This is a genomic window from Paenibacillus baekrokdamisoli (assembly GCF_003945345.1).
In the GTDB taxonomy this organism is placed as follows: Bacteria; Bacillota; Bacilli; order Paenibacillales; family Paenibacillaceae; genus Paenibacillus_Z; species Paenibacillus_Z baekrokdamisoli.
This window is the reverse complement of the sequence record NZ_AP019308.1, coordinates 1,377,209-1,396,833: the sequence shown is the minus strand read 5'-3', so window position 1 is coordinate 1,396,833 and position 19,625 is coordinate 1,377,209. Positions and strand designations below refer to the sequence as shown.

Below are 19,625 nucleotides of genomic sequence, written 5' to 3'. Positions count from 1 at the left end.
ACTTCTCAGCTCCCTTTAGGTTGCATATTGTTATTCCAAAATGGATTGCTCCATTCCATTAATGCTGCATAATTACAGGAATGTTCATCTTCTAAATAGTTTGCAATAACGCCAATCGGCATTCTACCGCAGCGCAGTAAGAAGGTTATGACTGGATCCTTCCATTCCCCAGCAACTACACGGTCCAGATATTGCTGAGCTGTTGCTTGGTTAGCATAACGATGATAACCAGGCATCCGCCCTCCGCTAATCAGACGTTTCAGGTTTAGATGAACGACGACCTCATACATCGATTGAATGAGCCACTTTCCTATTCCTGCACTTCGAAAGGCGGGTATAACACATAAGTCCACCACATAGAGACTAAGTCCAGCGGGATCATGATTCCTTATGTATCCTTTATCCGTAGCAATCTCCCAACTGGAATGGGATTCTGTGACTGAATCTGAAGTGAGCAATGCCGTCATCGAGCCGACAAGCTGACCGTCAATCTCCGCACAAAGCGCACCCTCAGGAAAGCGTGAGATATGCTCCTTCAGCTGCTCCACATTCCACCACAGCTCAGAAGGGTACGGCGGAGGAAAGCTTTCACGCTGAATGGCGATCATCGCTTCCATATCCGTAAAAATATAATTACGAATGATGACACGCTGAGGCTTCCCTGACACATAAACAATCATTTCTTTACGCATACGCTTTATTCACACCCCCACTGAATTAAGACCAATCCGTATATAGGTCGGTTCTTCGGTCTCTCCAGGTCGTTACTGATCCTGCGGCGCGAACATCAGCCAATAATTTGAGATTAAGATCCGCAACGACAAGCATGTCATCGTTAATGATACCTTCATTCAGAATACCTGCAGGCGGGAAAGGAATGTCATTGGGTGAGAGAATCGCAGCTTGTCCGAAATTCGCCCTCATAAAGTCAACCTTGCGTAAAGAGCCAACAGTACCACTCGTTACAAGGTAAATCTGATTCTCAATCGTTCTAGCGTGACAGCAATAGCGTACGCGATAAAATCCATGCCTATCATCCGTACAGGACGGACAAAAGATAACATCAGCGCCTTTGGCACGTGCCATCCTAACGATCTCCGGAAATTCAATATCATAACAGGTCAGCATCCCTATGGTTCCGTACTCCGTTTCGAATACGCGCAATGAATCCCCAGCTGTCATATTCCAATCCTCAACTTCAACAGGAGTGAGATGAAGCTTCGCTTGCACCTCAACCCGACCATCTGGGTAAAACAAATGAGCCGTATTCTGCAATTTGCCAGAGTCCGATTCAACGACATGAGTTCCCCCAACGATATGTACGTTATAACTCGCTGCAAGCGCTTTAAATAATGAAACATAACGATCTGTGAAGGTTGGAAGCTTATCTATGGAAAGAGGGATTCCCTGATCATCACCAATGGATAAGAGCTGTGTTGTAAAGAACTCGGGGAACAGCACGAACTGCACGTTATATTCGGAGGCATTTCTTACATAGTGCGTCACTTGGGAAGCGAATTGTTCAAAACTAGTAATATCCTCCAGTTTGTATTGAATGGCGCAAACACGTATATTCAATTTCTGATAGCCTCCATTAAAAAAATCTCATCATATTTTAATAAATTCCTTGCTATCCTTGGCAGCTATACAGCCTCATCAGGAAAAGGCGTCGGTCATGCGACAGAATTCATCATCAAGAAGATAGTAGTAAATCGTCAACCTAATTGAGCCCGGCCGCGAAATTCAAACTTGGAATCCGCAGCCGGTACATCTATAGGTTGGCTATTTTTTTTGCGGTAAGGCGACTGTAATGGTTGTTCCTTTTCCATGCTGGCTGTATACGTCAATTTGACCTTCATGCAGCTCCACAATGCGCTGAGCAATCGATAAACCTAGCCCAGAACCACCGGTTGACCGACTTCTAGCACCATCCACACGGAAAAAGCGTTCAAATAGAAATGGCATCTCATCATCGGGAATGCCAATTCCTTTGTCAGCGACAGACATCCTCACAACACCCTTCGATACCGATAACGTAATATCAATGGCATCTTTGCTATATTTAATAGCATTATCAAGCAGGATAACGAGCAGCTGCCGGATCTTATCCTTGTCCCCATTTAGACGAACATCCTGTTTGCCGGTGTGGACGCGAATCATCCGTTGAAATGTCATATGAAGCATATCGGCAGTCTCATCAGCAAGCTGAACCAGATCAACAGGCTCTACCTTCAACCAATCCTCTTGATCAGCTTGTGCTAGAATAAGCATCGATTTGGTTAGATTCTGCAGCCGATTTGCCTCATTACTGATCGCTTCGATCGCCTCATCACGCACATTCTCATCGTCTCTGCCCCAACGCTTCAGCATACCTGCATAGCTGCTGATAACGGTAAGCGGCGTCTTAAGCTCGTGGGAAGCATCCGCAACGAATTGTTTCTGCCTTTCGAACGTACGGTCCAAACGTTCAATCATTTGATTAAAAGCTCTAGCTAGCTGAAGAAGTTCAGCAGATTGATCCCTTTGATGCAGCTCAATTTTCCTGAGCTTACCGCTTCGGTCGATTTCACGCATCGTCTGCACCATATGTTGAATAGGTGATGTGAGCCTTGAAGTGAACCAATATGTGCCGAAGATAGCAAACAAGATTGCACCAATGCTAGTAATGGTTAAGGCAATTACAAGCACCTGCAAATAACTATCCAATAGCGTCAGCTTCCGATATAACTCCAGCGTACCGATGACGCGATTATCCTTGAATAAAGGGACTTTCATATAGAGGACCCTGCGACCGTCTATAAAAATCATACCCGTATCATGCTGAACGCTAAAAACGGGCTTCAAAGCGATTAACTGCGGATCGGAGCCCTGCATATTCACGACCTTGCCATCAAAATCGACGATACGCATTAATTCACTAACGTTGTAGTAATCACGAAGCAGCTCACTATTGGACAGCTGTGTAGGTTCATAAATCCGCTTATCCTCAAGTAAAATATTCACTTTATTCGTCAGAAGCTGATCTTCACTGCGTATCGTTATCTTTATGACGAACAAATAGACGAAAATGTTGAACAAAATCAGGATGAAAATTAACCAGAAAATTGTAAAAAAAGTAAATCTTCTGCGGAGTGTCATGCGTCAGGCTCCTTGAGCATATAGCCAACCCCGCGGATTGTATGAATAAGCTTATGCCTATAACCTTTATCAATCTTCTGTCTCAAATATCGGATATACACATCTACTAAGTTGGTTTCCCCGATAAAATCATAGCCCCATACTTCGGACAAAATATCCTCACGCGACTTTTCCTCATTCCGGTGTTCAGCCAAATAAACAAGCAGCTCAAACTCTCGAGGTGTTAGCTCAATTGGGATTTCCTTCCGGAATACTTTGCGCGTGCGAAGCTCAATTGTTAAATCTGCCGTTTTAAGTACATCAGGGCTTTCTGCTTCCTTCACTGGCTGCTGAAAAATACGCAATAAATTTCGAACCCTTGCAAGAAGCTCCTCCATCGCGAAAGGCTTCGTTACATAGTCGTTGGCACCCTGTTCGAATCCACTGACTTTATCAGGTATCGTATCTCGAGCGGTCAATAAAATAATAGGTATCGGATTACCTGCCTGTCTTAAGCGGCGCAGTACCTCGATCCCATTCATTTCTGGAAGCATCACATCAAGGAGAAGCATGTCCCATTCTCCAGAGACGGCTTTCTCTAGCCCGCTTCTACCATCTGCTGCTCGACCGACGGTATAGCCCTCGTGCTCGAGCTCCAGCTGGAGAATACGCGCTATTCCATCTTCATCTTCTATGACAAGTATGCGTTCATTCATCTGGTTGTCCACCCACTTCTCTTCGATTGATTTAGGGTTTCCTGTTTCCCTTATCTTAAAGATGCATGTTGGTCTTTGCAAGTAATCGCTAAGCCTATGTTACAGAATGAGCCAGCCGGCTAGTGCTGCGACGAGCACGGCTTGCCAAGGCTGTCTTTTCCATATATGCAGAAGTAAAAATATAAGAAGTACGATAATAAAATGACTTGTAGAGCGAACAGTATCATACCAAATAGGATTATACAAAGCAGCTAGCAAAATACCAACTATCGCAGCGTTAACACCCATCAATGCTGCCTGTGCTGATCGGTTCCTACGCAGCGAGCTCCAAAACGGCAATGCTCCTGTTAGGAGAAGAAACGAAGGTAAAAAAATGGAGATCAGTGCGACTGTTCCGTATAGTATGCCTTTGAAGCCTGCTGCCATCGAAGCGCCGATATAAGCCGCGAACGTGAACAACGGCCCTGGCATAGCCTGAACTGCACCATAGCCAGCTGTAAAAGATTCCGTCGTTGTTTTACCCGCTCCAACACCCACTACCTCCTGCTCAAGCATCGGGAGTATGGCATGACCTCCGCCAAAGACAAGTGATCCGGCACGATAAGCGCGGTCCGCCAATGACCATAGCGGTGAGCCAGATAAATGTGCAGCAATCGGCAGAAAGATCAGTAACAGAACAAAGATAAATAGTGAAAGCCATGCAGCTCTAAAAGAGATAGGCTTGTCTATGTTGGAACCCACCAAATTTGATTTAGTTTCTAGAGCTGATGCTTCCTCTCGCTCTGAGGACCTGAATGCGATGAGTCCCACGATCGCACAAACCAGTAAAGGCACCAGCTGTCCGCCAGCGCCAGGTATAAACGATGCAGCCGCAGCTGATCCGATTGCAAGCGTCCCGCGAATAGGACCCGCAGCCATGCTTCTTCCCATACTCCAGACTGCTAGGCCTACTATGGCAACAGCAGCGAGCTTCAAACCCTGCAGCCACCCCGCCTGTGAAACGTCAGCTCCCGAAGAGGTCAAAGCAAACATCAGCATAAGCAGAGCAGATGGCATAGTGAAACCAATCCAAGCAGCAAACGCGCCGAACAGTCCGGCGCGTCTGATTCCGATTGCCATGCCAAGCTGACTGCTGGCAGGTCCAGGTAAGAATTGACACAATGCAACAAGATCAGCAAACGAATGCTCATTCAGCCATTTTTTTCTTATGACATATTCATCTCGAAAATAACCAATATGTGCTGTAGGTCCGCCAAAAGAGGTTAAACCTAATTTAAGTGCTGTTAAGAAGACCTCAGCTAGGTTGCCCTTATTGGGTTGTTTTGTAAGTTCAACAGTCAAAGCAAATCCCTCCGCCTGCAACTTCTATACCTTAGAAAGCAGCAATTATCGTGTTGGATATTAATTGCTTGGCTGCATGGACCATTGCTCAACGTCCCAAACCTTCGTTACCCAGTCCTCATAGAAATCTGGCTCATGGGAGACAAGAACGATTGTGCCTTTAAAAGCTTGAAGTGCCCGTTTGAGCTCAGCTTTCGCTACGACGTCCAGATGGTTGGTGGGCTCATCGAATGCGATCCAATTACTCTCTCGCATCATCAATTTACATAGTCGCACCTTCGCCTGCTCGCCACCGCTGAGCTGATTGAGCGAACGCGTAATATGCTCATTCTTAAGTCCACAGCGCGCTAACGCCGCACGTACTTCATGCTGATTCATCGACGAGAATTCGTTCCACACATCATCAAGAGGTGTCATTGTTGGTGCTTTCGCTTCCTGCTCAAAATAAGCCGGGTGCAGAAAATCACCGCGATATATTTTACCATCTAGTGGTGGAATAACACCTAGAATCGTCTTAAGAAGCGTTGATTTACCAATCCCGTTACAGCCGACGATGGCAATCTTATCACCACGTTCAACCAGCATGTTCATCTCCGGGAGAAGTGGGCGATTATAGCCAATTTGAAGACCTTGAGCTTCAAATACGGTTTTACCGCTCGTCCGGGATTCCTTAAAGCCAAAGGTCGGTTTAACCGATTCTTCTGGCCGATCAATGCGATCAATACGGTCCAGCTGCTTCTCGCGGCTCTTCGCGCGTCCGCTCGTTGAAGCACGCGCTTTGTTCTTCTGGATGAACTCTTCCTGCTTCTTAATATATTCCTGCTGTTTCTCATAAGCATCGATATGCTGATTCTTGTTCATATCAGCCATAACCAGGAACTTTTCATAATTAGCTGCATAGCGGGTTAGCTTCGAAAACTCCAGATGATAGATGATATCCACCACTTCATTCATAAAACCCGTTTCATGGGAAATCAGAATAAAGGCATACGGATAACCCTTCAAGTAATGGGTCAGCCATGAAATATGCTCATCATCTAAATAGTTCGTAGGCTCATCGAGTAATAAGACCGAAGGTTTCTCGAGCAGCAGCTTTGCTAGCAATACTTTCGTCCGCTGACCACCACTCAAAGCCGTTACATCGCGGTCAAGACCGATCGCATTCAAACCTAGTCCATTCGCCATCTCATCTACCTTAGTGTCAAGCATATAGAAATCACCGATATCCAGTGCTTCTTGAATTTCTCCCATTCGAACAAGCAGAATTTCAAGCGTATCGGGATCAACATCAGCCATTTGTAAGGCAATTTCATTCAATTCTTTCTCAAGTTCAAGCAGCGGTAAGAAGGCATCCTTTAGAACATCACGGATCGTTTTACCTGGGGCTAGCTTCGTATGCTGGTCCAAGTAGCCGAAGCGAACTTTAGAGGTCCACTCAACCTTTCCTTCGTCTTTCAATTGTTTACCGGTCAAAATATTCATCATCGTCGATTTGCCGGTACCATTTGCACCAACAAGCCCCACATGCTCACCATCAAGTAAGCGAAAGGATACACTTTTAAACAAAGTACGATCACCAAAATTATGGGATAAATCTTCTACTGTCAATAAACTCATGTGATTAGAGGCTCCATTTCTTTTTGTTCATCAATAAACAAAGCATCTTGAAATCAACGCTCGCGTATCATTGTATCATAGGAGCTCGCTAGTTGTGTCAACTTCATGCAAAAACCTTATCGAATATGGGTTGAAAAGCTCGTTCCAGCGTCGGAAGCCACCTTTTATGCGCCGTAGCCCATTTGCCTTCCCACATTTGATCTACCCATTCCTCTGAAGGCAGCATCGGTATCGTTAATATAGGCTTTGCCGGGATCATCGCTAGCCATTCTACTCGAGTTTGAAACCGTTGATCTTTATTTGCAATCCATAATGTAGATCGATGATGCTTATTTCGCTCAAAGCAAATCGATTGAACAGCCTTCATGCGCTGCAGGGACCATTTTGCTGGAAAAGGATCCACAACGAATAACAAAACATCCGCCTGCAGCACTTCATTCTCCACTTCTTTGGAGGTCCACTTACTAGATAAATCCGTCACTACGATAGACTGCTGCAAAGAATCCATCATTAATCGATATTTCAGTGCTTGCTCCGCATCATCTCGTGAGTGAAAGGGATGAAGAGCATGCCAAGTAATCGGTAAAGTTGGGAGGGCAGATCTCCTATACCTAGAATCAAGGGGTCTCCGGGATTCAGCACTGGCCTGCTCCGAAAGATTAAGCAAGGCATTCCACTCAGGCTCAAGCTCCGGATGCTCAACGCCAGCACAGTCTATCCCTCTTAAACCTAGCAAATGGAGGAGCGTAATACTTACAAAGGTGGCTCCAGAGCCAGCTGACAAGGATGCAACAACGATACGCTGCTGTTTCTTTGCCATTGGAGCAGAAGCAGCTAATGCAGCGGAATAGCCCTGAAATTGTACCAGACAGTTAGCTAACGCCAATTTCGTTTCTTCCATAGACGAATAACGAAATTCAGGTAAAGGATCAACCATGCGAGCAAGGACCGCATTGAATGGAGCAGGTAAATGAGGCAAAAGTCTGGTCGGTGCAGCCGCGCTGTTCATGCGCAAGCTCCCACCACTCAATAGATAGTATAATAATGCGCCAAGTCCGAATACATCCGTACGAGCATCGCTTTGCTGCTGACCTTCCTGCTCAGGTGCGGCAAACCCCGGTGTACCCAAGCTAACCGTGTCTTGACTCTGCCCTCGTTTATATCTTCTTGCGATGCCAAAATCAATTAATCGAACAAATCCACTACGCTCCATCATGACATTCGTAGGCTTCAAATCACGATGAATAATGGGAGGATGCTGGGCATGCAGATAGCCTAATGCGTCGCATAACTGAATGCCAATCTCCAGCACAGCCGATAACTGCATCACCCCTCCGTTCTCTGACAGATGGGACTTTAACGTCAATCCATCAATATAATCCATGATGAGTATTTCATGTCCTGCCTCATTTGCTGAAAAATAGTCCGTAATTAGTGGGAGGTGGGGGTGATTAAGACGCATGAGCAGCCCTGCCTCCTCCGCACTGTATACGCCATCCTTAACGGTTCCCCTATTCACCTTAAGCGCGCGCAGCTTACCCTGTAGTCTTAAATCCTCCACCGCATATACCTCGCCCATACCTCCTTGACCGATTAAACCTACTATTCGATAACGCTCTCCAATGATGGTGCCATTGTCATAACCTGTATGCTCTAATGTCATCTTTTCCAGCTCCTCCTCGTATAATTTGCGTTCTTCCCCATTCTCTTCCATGCACAAGAAGAAACAGCTTACGCCGTCCTTGGCGGCGAAGCAAGTTTCTTCCCTCTGAAATATAAGCAAAGTATAGAGGGAGCTTATACTTTCTTATATTTAAAAAAAGCATCCCGATTGGACAGGCTCATGCCTGCTCATTCGGGATGCTTTCCCAATCGTTCGCCGCTCAACTTGCGAACTTACTTTTTAATTAAGTATAACGTAATCTCGTCTCGATTGTGGAACAATTGCTTTGCCTTTTTCAGTACGAATTCGGATTCAAGACGTTCAATTACGTCTCGAATGGTTTGCAATGGCTTCTTGTGCATCAGCTTGACCGTAATAATAGCCGTTGCACGGTTCGTCAGAGCGTCCAGCTTCTCAAGCACAAGCTTAGACATTTGCATTGGACTCCAGCTCATATCGCAGACTAGCAGATCAAAGGTTCCATTGGGGAATTTCACATCGGAAGCATTTTTCTTCAGATAACTGAGTCTTGGATAGCTCTTCAAGACAGGATGAAGTTCTGCTGGATCAACCGAGGTTACACGCAGGCCGCGTTCCAACAGAAGATGCGTCCAGCCGCCAGGTGCGGCGCCGATGTCCATTGCTTCTTTGTACGTTTCAAAATGGAGATTGAATGCACGTTCCGCCTCCAAAAGCTTGAATTTCGCCCGCGATATTTGACCGTCTTCACGCTGGAACCGAACGGCTCCTCCCGGCCAATCCGATAGCTGCTCCTTAGGTGTTCCCCATCCCACTTGCAGCTCCTCGGCTCCTGCATAAATCGAGAAGATTACATCTGGTGATTGCATGGCGGGTTCACCACCAAGCTCCATAATGACCGCATCCAATACAGCCTTCGTATCCGACGCGGAATATAGGAATGGAGTTCCTTCCGCACGGCGCAAATGAATCGCAATGGTCTTCCCCTCGCATCTCATTCGAGCATTACGAACCAGCTCTGATAAAGCTTCCAAATCATCCGCATCTCCTTGAATGGGCAAGGTGCGGTCTATCGGCTGAATATGTCGCAGAAAAATAGGCTCATTAGCCAGCAACTCAGCTATTGCTTCTTCTCTGCTTAGCGGAACTTCCATTCGGAAGATTTCCCCTGCTTTTAGCTGAACGAACTTTACCTCACGAAACAATCGGCGAAGCTCTTCCATCGCTAGTGTCGCGAAGCCATGGTTGGCTGTACCTATCCACTGGGTCACGATTTATTACCTCCTGCTGATGCACGAATCCAAGGTCTTTCGTTCGCCCATTCCAACTCAACTGGCCAATCATAGGTTTGACTAAGTCTTTCTGTAGTAAGAACTTCTTCTTTGGGCCCAGCGGCCGTAATTTGTCCATCATGAATGAGGGCAACATGTGTAAATAACGGAATAATTTCCTCGGTATGATGAGTTACATAAACAATCATAATATCCCGATCAGCTAATCGACCTAAATCAATCAGCAGCTTCTCTCTCTCGTGAAAATCCAGACCTGCGCAAGGCTCGTCCATCACGATAAGCTTAGGTTCTGACATTAATGCCCGGGCCAGCAGCACTTTCTTCCTCTCACCTTGTGACAATGTGCTGAGTGGTTGATAGGCGACGTGACTAAGTCCCGCTTCACTAAGCAGCTGCAGCGCCTTCAAACGCACCTTATCATCAATCTCTTGATAGAAACGGAGGAATGCATATTCACCAGTGGCAACAACCTCCCAGACAGGATCACGAAGCGTCAATTTTTCAATAACAGATTGACTGATATAACCTATTTGTTTGCGTACCTCGCGAAGATCCGTTTCCCCATAGCGGTGACCAAGTACATCGATTGTTCCTGACGAAGGAAACAAATGACCGTTCATCATTTCGAGCAAGGTTGTTTTCCCTGATCCATTACGGCCAAGAATCACCCAATGCTCTCCTTTTTTCATATCCAGCGTAACGCCATTCAACAACTGACGTTCTTCTCGACGAAGAAAGATTTGGTTTAAATGAATCATTATTAATCCTCCTCGTTATCTCATGTCATACATCCAACCCAACCCATCCCATTTACTAAGAACCCATTGGACCGTTGTGAATGGTTACTTCAAGAGGGGCATGCTGCCTGAGCAAATGAATCATCTGCATGCGTCCTGCCGGGCTGGATGTATGAAAATATACGCTCTTCGGGTAGCGGCCGCTATCTACAATATATTGAACGACCTCAAGTCCCGTAGGCTGCCCCCAGCCTAGATCAAAATCGAGGGACAAGATATCGATTTCCTCTGTGCTTAGCAGAAGCATGCATGCCTCTGCATTGACCGCTAGAACAAACCCTTTTGGACACGGCCGATAATCATCCAAATAAACGTTGATCATACTGATCCTCCCCATTCACGGATTAGCGCAAGCTGTTCTCGGTGAGTTCCATCTGCTCCAGCAGACGTTTCCAAGACAAACGGTAAATTAACGAGCTCCGGCATATTGAGCAGCCACTTTAGCCCAGTTTCACCGATATATCCTTCTCCGATGACTGCATGCCGATCTTTCTTTGCTCCGGAAGGATAAACCGAATCATTCAGATGGATCGCTACAAGATGCTCTAGCACATGGAGCTCCCTGGCTCTTCTCACCCACTGTGCATCGACGCTTCCATCCCATACGCCACTCGCGAACAAATGACACGTATCTAGGCAAAATCCGATTTGATGCGGATGGTCAGCAAGGCTGCGAATTTGTGCGAGCTCTTCCATCGTCGTTCCCATGAAGGTGTGCTCACCAGCCTGGTTCTCAATTAATAGCTTCGCTTGGCCCTTCCACTGCGATGTAACAGCGTTCAGCGTAAAGATAGCGTTCTGATAGCCTTCAAGCGGATTAGGTCCTTTATATACGCCAAAATGGACCACGACGCCAAGCGAGCCGCATGCTTCTGCAATGTCCAGATCATTAAGCAGAGATACCACCGTTCTCGCCCGATGCTGAGGGTCTTCTGCCGCGATATTCGTCGGATAGGGTGAATGTGCAATAGAAGCGATACCGCGCTCTTGGCAGAACGCCGCACATCGCTTCGCATCTCCATCATCGAAGGATTTGACAACCAAGCTGCGTGGATTCTTCGGGAAATATTGAAAGGACTCCGCCCCCAAAGAAGCGGCTGTCTTCGCGGCCTGGGCGTAACCGCCCTTTGTAGAGACATGGCAACCCGCTCGCATCCGCTTGATTACCGATCTCGCTGACAGGATGGGCAAAAGAATATTTTACGTGAATTGATTTCTCCTTGTTCCACTGTACCGGAGCAGCGAACGCACGGCTCTCCTCCGCGATCATATACACGGCAATGATCATTGTAGCCACCGGTAAGCGTGTCATCTGCTGTTAGAGGCATTTCCATATAACCGCCTAGAGCTGCAGCTTCTAGCAGAACTTTATGCATCGCATGATAAAGACGTTCCCATGATTCAGGCTCAATATCAGAGATGCGTGCACTTGGTCTTATTCCCGCTTCGAATGCGATCTCATCTGCATAACAGTTGCCGATTCCTGAAAGGACACGCTGCTCCAGCATGGCCGTCTTGATCGATCCCCGCTTGCTCTTGAAGCGTTCGATGAATTTCTCAAGTGTTATTCTTTTATCGAATGGATCAGGTCCCAGGTCGGCAAGCTTAGCCTCCACTTCCTTGACCGTAAGAAAGTGAATATAGCCCAGTCTCAGACCTATAAAGCACAATTCTCCATTAGGAAAATCAATGGCCACCTGAACGGTACGATCAGGGCGCTCCTCTCGTGGTCCGAAGTGAATCAAACCGCCAAGCATGAGATGGAGCAGAAGACGTTTTCCGTTATCTAGATGAAAAATGAGCATTTTGCCGCGTCGTTCTACGAACCATATCGTTCGGCCGATAAGCTCCCCCTTAAAGGTTTCAGGAGATACATTTATCGATTTGGGACGGGTAATTTCCACATCCTGAATTGGCTGCCCGGAAATTCGCTCCGCCAGCATTTTGCGATAGTTTTCCATTTCTGGCCATTCTGGCATCGCTATTCTTCCTTCCTGTCGGCATTTATTGTTGTGAGGCTAGTTTGTCGCCAATATAGGTATGTAAATCATGAAGATCCTCCAGAACAACATCCGCATCGCAGCAAGCCGCTTCAAGAAGCTGCTTGTAATTCTGCTTAGTTGCAAGTCCTGTCAACACTAGCACCGACTTACATCCCGCTATTTGACCAGCTGCAATGTCCGTATGTGGATTATCGCCCACAACCCATGTTTCTGCGGCTTGAAGCCCAAGCTTCTTCAGCGCAAAGTTCATCAGAATCGCTGAGGGTTTACCAATAACTGTGGGCGCTATTCCAGTAGCGGTTTGAAGCATGGCAGAGATTGATCCAGCACCGGGGATATAACCATCAGCCGTAGGCAGAAGCTTATCTGGATTCGTCAACACGTAGCTTGCTCCATTCAAGATAAAGCTTACGGCTCGAGCAGCCTGATCGTAAGTTAGCTGACGATTCATCCCCTGCACAACAATATCGGGATTCTCGTCGACCAACTGCAGTCCTGCATCCATTATCGCACTTCGAAGTCCGTCCTCACCAACGGCAAAAACGCGAGCACCCTGATTCTGCTCCGCGATATAAAATGCAGCAGCCTGCGCGGATGTGCATACATCCTCTGGCTTAGCTGGAATTCCCATACTACGCAGCCGTTCTGCGACAACTTCAGCCGTTCCTGTAGAGTTATTCGTAACGAATAAATAAGAAACCTTCTTATCCTGCAGCATTTGTATGAGCTTGTCCGCCCCAGCAATCATCTTATGTCCGTGATAGAGTGTTCCATCCAAATCGATTAAGAGGCCGCGTAAAGCACTATGACTATCTGCCATCTATGCCCACCCCTTATTCTCTTGAAGGACACGATCTATCCAATATTCCACCTTCACACCATCTTCAAGGGTAGGGGCTAATCCCGGAAACCGATCTTCTCCTGTATAACGCAGCAGAAAATGGTAAAGCGCTGCGAAATGGGTATCTACCGCTATCCCCATCGTGGACTTCTCGTCTGGTAACAACACAAGTGAGTCAGAAGCAGGTATAGCTGCGCTGCTGCCCTTCAACAGATGTACACGTGGTGTTAAGTCTCTTTCGAGATCACATGTAATGGATCCTTGTGAACCAACAATTTGAATATCATAAGCATCAGAGCCAAGCGAAATTCGCGATACCTCTGCAGTTCCGCTAACTCCAGACACCGTCGTATAATGCATCATCGCCCAGTCATCAACGTCAACGTCGACGAGTTGCCCTGTCTTCTCATCTGGGCGCTTCTGTACGTAGGTGTTCGTGCGCCCTCTTACATCGACGAGCTCACCGAACCAATGCCTGAGAAGATCAAGCACATGAACACCAAGATCACTGATTGCACCTCCGCCGGACATGCCGCTTTGCAGTCTCCAACTCACTGGGCGCTGCGGATTCAAATATCCGGATCGACGATAAGAGATTTTGCATTGAAGCACCTCGCCAATTACGCCATCCTCCAGCAGCTGCTTCATTCGCATCACTGCAGGATGGTAGCGAAATGTAAAAGCAAGCTGCTGAAGCGTGTTTGGATGCTTCTTGACGGAGTCATATAGAACCGTCGATCGCTCGTACGATTCCGTTACCGGCTTCTCGCAGTATATTGCTTTCCCTCCGCTAAGTGCGGTGTTAACATCATCGAAATGGTTGGCATTGGGCGTGCAAATGTCAAATACATGAATGCTATCGTCTAGAGCTGCCTCTGCTGAAGAGGAGATCACGCGCCTGAAGCCGATTGCTTCCGCTTGAGCCTGATGAACGGCTGGATTTCTTGTAATTAATGTATCTAATACGGGTACAACCGGCATTTTCTTTATGATAGGCAGCGCACGCAGAGCGGTCATATGTGTTTTTGCTATATTTCCGAAGCCAAGAATGGCGAATCGTATTGGTTTCATCCGGAAAGCCTCCTAATCTTCGAACGCAGTCGGTCCATACGCTTACGAATGGCCTCAAGCTCAAGCCGTCTTTTGGCATCCAGCCTGATGCTGGCATATCGACGCTGCGCAATAGTGAAAGAGGTCTCTGCAAGTGTTAACGCGATCTCAAACTGCTTCGTCTTATGTTCATAGTACATCGCCAATTCAATATGTGCTTCCCAATCCGACCAATCCGTATAGGTAGAAGCATGAACAGCCTTCTGCCACAATAACACAGCACGCGTCCAATTTCCACATTTCTTGTCTCGCTGAGCCAGTGCACATAAACATCTAATAGGCGTACGCTCATCCTCCGACAATTTAGCATACATTTGTTCCGCATGCTCTATTTTTCCCATTTTCTCCAGCCACAATCCCGTTCTAAGAATCTCTTCATGCTCCGAAGGCTGCTTAACGAAGGAGCCGATCTGACCATTAAGAATATGACCGAAACGAATGGCAAGACAAGTAAGCGAAAGCATGTCTATCTCATTATGACGAAAGACGCCCAGCAGCGGTTCTGGTTGACCATCCGCCAGATATTGAAAGTAGATCGCCGGAGCAAGGGAACCGGGTACATCGTCTGTTCGGGTTATACCAAGTCTCTCTTCCTCCACATGACTCAGCCTACAAGAGGTAAGCGTATTCCTCCAAACACTTCGAGAGGGATGAAGCAGGTCAATATGAATAGGCTCCCATTTAAAATTTCGGAAGCCATTTAAGATGAATCGGGTGTGAAGAACGGGCCAGTCAAAGGTTCGACCGTTATAAGTCACCAAATGTGTGTAAGCCGGCAATTTACTGCTTAAGTAAGCTATCATTGCTCGTTCTTCCGCCGGATGACGAATTAGCATTTGTTCGACAACAAAGGTACCATTCTTGCTGTATGCCAGTCCGACCATGAACGGTACATTCCCAGTACCTACGCCAAGCCCTGTTGTCTCCAAATCTAAGAATAACAGCTGATCCGGATCGATAGCAGATTGTATATCCTTATCCGGTGTTGGTTTCGGCATTTTATCCTCCGTTATCGGGAGCTTAAGGTCAGAATCAGCTCTAGCACTGCGAATAGAAGGCTGTTCTTCCGGTTTGCGGAAAGCAACTAATCCACTTACCGCTTCTTGCAGTTCATCAAGGCTGTGAATCCCATGGCGATATGCAGTCGGATAATGCACCTCTCGTATGAGGAAAGTGCCCACCTCTGTCTGCATCAGACGAACCCCATGGGCATCCCATTCTGATGGAAGACTCTCGAACTCTTCATTTCCACTGTGCTTAAGTTCATCGGAGTGCTTCACCTCTTCAGGCGGCTTCTGCTCTATAGTTATTTCGATAGGCATCCCTGCCTGCAGCTCACTCTTTGAAGCGGCTGATCCTCGGAGTCTTAGCAGTCGATCACGCAGCCCGCTCATAATGGCACCTCCGCAGCCTGATATTGATGAAGTCGGGTACAGACCCTTGAATCATAATTGGGACAAAAGCTGTATACTCTTTTGTTTCCCGTTGATTCCTTCTATTTCGGTTCCGATACATGACGGGCATCCATCCTTACATGGGCATTTTTCAATTAGATTCTTAGCCGCGTTTTTCACTTCATCGAATCTCTTATATACGTCTTCTGCTAATCCGATACCACCAGGGTAATGATCAGATATGAAAATAGTAGGAAGCTGTGTATGTGCTGCTTTTATTTGTGAAATGACGTGAATGTCGTTACGGTCACACATAACAAGTACAGGAACGATATGTTTAAACACATTCGCAATTCCCAGCATAAGCTGCTCTAGCGTTTTCACGCCTATTTCGGGGTCTGCTTCCTTTAGTTCAAGCCAGGTTGCGCTAGTATGCAATTCTTCTTCTGGCAAATTAATAGGTCCCGACCCTATATTTTCGAAAGTGGTCAATTTTATTTTTTTGAATATAGTAGGAATGGCATTTACGGTTACGTCTCCATAGTTTATAGAAGCTTTATTTCTATGGCTTGTCCTGTCGATCTCCAGCACCTTTAGCTGTACGGCTAGGTTAGCGTCAGTGTAGTACTCAACGTCCACTTCTCGAACGTAAGCCTTCTTATGCTCCCAATCCAGCTTTTCAACTTGGTACTGTACCCCTTCGTGCAGGTATATCGCTTCATCATGCAGTAGAGTCATTGCACTAAACCGATCCATTTCACCAATAATTTGCACATTGGCTGTATTTGACTGGTCGATAATAACGACATTCTCTTGGGAAGCTGACCGCAGACTAATGTTACTTGCAGGGAAAGATTGATTCGCCCAGTAGAACGTATCTCCGTTTCGGTGCAGTACTCGTTCTTCTACAAGATATTCCATAATGTCGGTGACGTCTAACGGCCCAAATTCCTCTGTCTCCTTAAAAGGCAGTTCATAAGCAGCACAACGCAAATGATCGACTAAAATGATTAAGTTTTCTGGGTTAATCCGTGCTGATTCGGGAGAACGGTCAAAAAAGTAGTCTGGGTTTTGTACCAGGTATTGGTCGATAGGGGTAGAACTAGCTACCATTAATATGAGTGCTTCACCGTGCCGCCGCCCTGCACGCCCAGCCTGCTGCCAGGTGCTGGCTATGCTCCCAGGGTATCCGGTCATTACACATACCTGCAGCTGCCCAATGTCTACACCTAACTCTAAAGCATTCGTACTTACAACACCCAATATTTCGCCGTCCCTTAATCCCTTTTCGATCTCCCGCCGCTGACTAGGAAGATAACCGCCCCGGTATCCCCTAATGGACTTCGCACCGATTTCGTTTTTAACCAGTTCTTGTATATGGCTCAATATAATCTCAACCCTTACCCTGCTTCGGGCAAAAATAATGGTTTGAATCTTATTTTTCAAAAATTCTTTAGCCAGGTTGTTTACCTCAACAGTGGCACTTTTCCGAATGTTCAGCGGCTTATTTACAATCGGGGGATTGTAGAATACAAAATGTTTTCTTCCTCTGGGCGCCCCGTTATCGTCAATTAATCGCATTGGGCTTCCGGTCAACTGTTCCGCTAATTCTTTCGGGTTTGCTATCGTGGCAGATGTACAAATAAAAATAGGATTGCTGCCATAGAATTTGCATATCCTTCTCAATCTTCGGACTACATTAGCAACGTGGCTACCAAACACCCCCCGGTACGTATGCAGCTCGTCAATTACGATAAATTTCAGATTTTCAAAAAGGCTAACCCATTTTGTGTGATGCGGTAGAATCGCCGAATGCAGCATGTCGGGGTTAGTAATGACTAAATGCCCGGCTTTTCTAACGACCTGCCGTATTGCTGGCGACGTATCCCCGTCATAGGTATAACTCTTAATGTCTATTCCCATTTCCTTTATGATTTCGTTCAATTCGCTTTTTTGATCTTGTGCCAGTGCTTTAGTCGGAAATAGATAAAGCGCCCTGCTGGTATCGTCAACCGCTATAGTTTGTAATACAGGGAGATTGTAGCAAAGCGTTTTGCCCGAAGCTGTCGGCGTTACAGCAACTATATTTTCACCTGCGGTAACTGTCTGAAACGCTGTATGTTGGTGAGAATATAGTTCAGTTATTCCGCGCTTTTCTAACGCAGCTCTGATTCGTGAATCAACACTGTTCGGCAGCGGCTTTGTTCTTGCTTCCTGCGGCTCGATTTCATGCCAATTAACGATGTTCTCATTCACGCGAAGTTCTTCTATTAAGTCTGCTAGTGATTTCTTTTTCATCATTTTAAATGTCACCTCTTTATATAGAACATTTTAGCGAATGTTTGTTCGATTGGCTAGAAGCAGGAATAGGAAGTTGGTTAAATAATCGAAAAAAGACGAGGCGGCTGTAAGCTCCCCCGTCGTATATGTAAAATAAAATCAATTTGGATTATCGGTTTTTATTAATAGACGTATTTTAGCAAAAAAAGCCGCACTCTTGCCACGCGTGCGACAAGAGTGCGGCTCTATCCTTAAATATGAGGCGCTTCCCATGATTTCTTATTCCAGCCCAGCTGATCGCTCTGTACATTTAAATCACGGTCGAGCGTGACTGCTGCTGAGAATGGCATACTGTTATTGTGCCAAAAGCGTACATCACTCCACGTTACCTCATAGCCATCAAGCTTCTCATTGACTTGAACATGAACGAACTCAGCAAAATGGAGAAAGGCACGCACTCCATCTGTAGACATCGTTGCTTTTGTAATTGTGGAATAGGTTTCAGGTTTGGTCTTACTAAGTTCTGCCTCCTGCGTAACGCTGCCACGTCTAACAGTCCCGGTTATATAAGCCGTATCAGTCTCGGCTACAAACTGCCAGGAACGTCCGATCAAACTTGGAATGAGTGTGATGCTTCCTTGAGTGCCGTAGGATCTACGTAATTTCTTGATAATTCGCTTACTTTCTATTGTTCGCCATATGAGATAAACGATCGTAATGCCATACACCGATGCAAACATGGGCCCTGGAGACAACCCACCGAACAGCCAGACGAGCGCAGCGGCAGCATGCAATAGGAACATATAGGGATCGAATAAGCAAAGCACATCGAGATGCCACCATTTCTTTGAAAAGGGCCGTAAGCACTGAACCCCATATGCATTAAACAAATCCAAACCGATATGAAAGGAAACCGCGATAAATGACCAAAGAACGACGATCCATCCATGCGCCATTGCTCCAAACAGCCAAGCAACGGGTAAGCCAATTAGTGGTGCCCACACAGCAGGCGCAGGCAGTGAATGTGTCAACCCGCGATGATGCCGAATGTAAGCGGCCTCTCCTCGAAGTCTTACGACGGAGTCAAAATCAGGTGCATGACTTCCAATGAGCGTAGCTGCAAGGACGGCATGCATAACCTCAGGATGATTCATGACAGCTGGATCAAGCATAGAGAGTCCTGCAAGCGTAACACCAAACAATAAATGACTTCCGGTATCCAAGGTGATCACCCTTTCTAAGATCGTATCGGAGCCTACTGGATTATTATATCGCTGGTTCATTCGTGGATTATTTACGGGATATAATAAATTTGTAATCGCTGGCTTAGTTTCTGGTCACGCATAGCCGGACTTGCCAAACTCCATGCGTGAATTCCTTAAATTGTTTAAGTAAGAAAGTGAGAACCGTTTATCTATTCTGAGTAACACGCGATTGGAACATAAAGAAAAGAGACAAGCTGCCACTACGTCGGC

The 19,625-nt window shown here is 46.4% G+C and carries 17 protein-coding genes; all 17 read right to left on the bottom strand.

Translation table 11 applies throughout. The annotated features are described in order from the left end of the window. Nucleotides 1–5 precede the first annotated feature (5 nt). The 17 genes from EKN16_RS06085 to EKN16_RS06005 all read right to left on the bottom strand — a co-directional run bounded on the left by EKN16_RS06085 (nt 6) and on the right by EKN16_RS06005 (nt 19,433). Nucleotides 6–692, bottom strand: a complete 687-nt coding sequence (locus tag EKN16_RS06085) for a GNAT family N-acetyltransferase (RefSeq protein ID WP_125654592.1) — start codon at nt 690–692, stop codon at nt 6–8. A gap of 25 nt (nt 693–717) precedes the next feature. Beyond that, nucleotides 718–1,578: a carbon-nitrogen hydrolase family protein gene (locus EKN16_RS06080; protein WP_125654590.1), complete on the bottom strand. Its 861-nt coding sequence runs from the start codon at nt 1,576–1,578 to the stop codon at nt 718–720. Nucleotides 1,579–1,782: 204 nt separating this feature from the next. Then, complete coding sequence (locus tag EKN16_RS06075; protein WP_125654588.1) at nt 1,783–3,138, bottom strand: HAMP domain-containing sensor histidine kinase; 1,356 nt, start codon at nt 3,136–3,138, stop codon at nt 1,783–1,785. Continuing rightward, nucleotides 3,135–3,833 (bottom strand): response regulator transcription factor, encoded by a 699-nt coding sequence (locus tag EKN16_RS06070; RefSeq protein ID WP_125654586.1) that lies wholly within the window; start codon nt 3,831–3,833, stop codon nt 3,135–3,137. Before EKN16_RS06070 ends, EKN16_RS06075 begins: the two co-directional genes overlap by 4 nt. 99 nt (nt 3,834–3,932) lie before the next feature. Beyond that, nucleotides 3,933–5,174, bottom strand: a complete 1,242-nt coding sequence (chrA, locus tag EKN16_RS06065; RefSeq protein ID WP_125654584.1) for a chromate efflux transporter — start codon at nt 5,172–5,174, stop codon at nt 3,933–3,935. A 60-nt stretch (nt 5,175–5,234) separates the two neighbouring features. Further along, complete coding sequence (locus tag EKN16_RS06060; protein WP_125654582.1) at nt 5,235–6,791, bottom strand: ABC-F family ATP-binding cassette domain-containing protein; 1,557 nt, start codon at nt 6,789–6,791, stop codon at nt 5,235–5,237. Between the two features lie 103 nt (nt 6,792–6,894). Continuing rightward, nucleotides 6,895–8,454: a serine/threonine protein kinase gene (locus tag EKN16_RS06055; RefSeq protein WP_164522689.1), complete on the bottom strand. Its 1,560-nt coding sequence runs from the start codon at nt 8,452–8,454 to the stop codon at nt 6,895–6,897. Nucleotides 8,455–8,687: 233 nt separating this feature from the next. Further along, entirely contained in the window at nt 8,688–9,704 is a 1,017-nt protein-coding gene (locus tag EKN16_RS06050; RefSeq protein WP_232016248.1) for an SAM-dependent methyltransferase, read from the bottom strand. Then, nucleotides 9,701–10,483, bottom strand: coding sequence for an ABC transporter ATP-binding protein (locus EKN16_RS06045; RefSeq protein WP_125654578.1), 783 nt, complete (start codon nt 10,481–10,483; stop codon nt 9,701–9,703). Before EKN16_RS06045 ends, EKN16_RS06050 begins: the two co-directional genes overlap by 4 nt. Before the next feature lie 55 nt (nt 10,484–10,538). After that, nucleotides 10,539–10,844, bottom strand: a complete 306-nt coding sequence (locus tag EKN16_RS06040) for a cyclic-phosphate processing receiver domain-containing protein (protein WP_125654576.1) — start codon at nt 10,842–10,844, stop codon at nt 10,539–10,541. Continuing rightward, complete coding sequence (locus EKN16_RS06035; protein ID WP_375782066.1) at nt 10,841–11,713, bottom strand: deoxyribonuclease IV; 873 nt, start codon at nt 11,711–11,713, stop codon at nt 10,841–10,843. Before EKN16_RS06035 ends, EKN16_RS06040 begins: the two co-directional genes overlap by 4 nt. Continuing rightward, complete coding sequence (locus tag EKN16_RS06030; RefSeq protein WP_125654574.1) at nt 11,686–12,501, bottom strand: Fpg/Nei family DNA glycosylase; 816 nt, start codon at nt 12,499–12,501, stop codon at nt 11,686–11,688. Before EKN16_RS06030 ends, EKN16_RS06035 begins: the two co-directional genes overlap by 28 nt. Nucleotides 12,502–12,526: 25 nt before the next feature. After that, nucleotides 12,527–13,345: a TIGR01457 family HAD-type hydrolase gene (locus tag EKN16_RS06025; protein ID WP_125654572.1), complete on the bottom strand. Its 819-nt coding sequence runs from the start codon at nt 13,343–13,345 to the stop codon at nt 12,527–12,529. Continuing rightward, nucleotides 13,346–14,437 (bottom strand): Gfo/Idh/MocA family protein, encoded by a 1,092-nt coding sequence (locus tag EKN16_RS06020; RefSeq protein WP_125654569.1) that lies wholly within the window; start codon nt 14,435–14,437, stop codon nt 13,346–13,348. Then, nucleotides 14,434–15,870 carry a ribonuclease H-like domain-containing protein gene (locus EKN16_RS06015; protein WP_125654567.1) on the bottom strand — a complete coding sequence of 479 codons (1,437 nt, stop codon included), beginning with the start codon at nt 15,868–15,870 and terminating at the stop codon, nt 14,434–14,436. Before EKN16_RS06015 ends, EKN16_RS06020 begins: the two co-directional genes overlap by 4 nt. A 51-nt stretch (nt 15,871–15,921) precedes the next feature. Continuing rightward, nucleotides 15,922–18,168, bottom strand: coding sequence for a DEAD/DEAH box helicase (locus EKN16_RS06010; RefSeq protein WP_125665896.1), 2,247 nt, complete (start codon nt 18,166–18,168; stop codon nt 15,922–15,924). A gap of 233 nt (nt 18,169–18,401) precedes the next feature. Beyond that, a complete protein-coding gene (locus EKN16_RS06005) occupies nt 18,402–19,433 on the bottom strand; it encodes a metal-dependent hydrolase (RefSeq protein WP_232016246.1) in 1,032 nt (343 codons plus the stop codon). Nucleotides 19,434–19,625 lie beyond the last annotated feature (192 nt).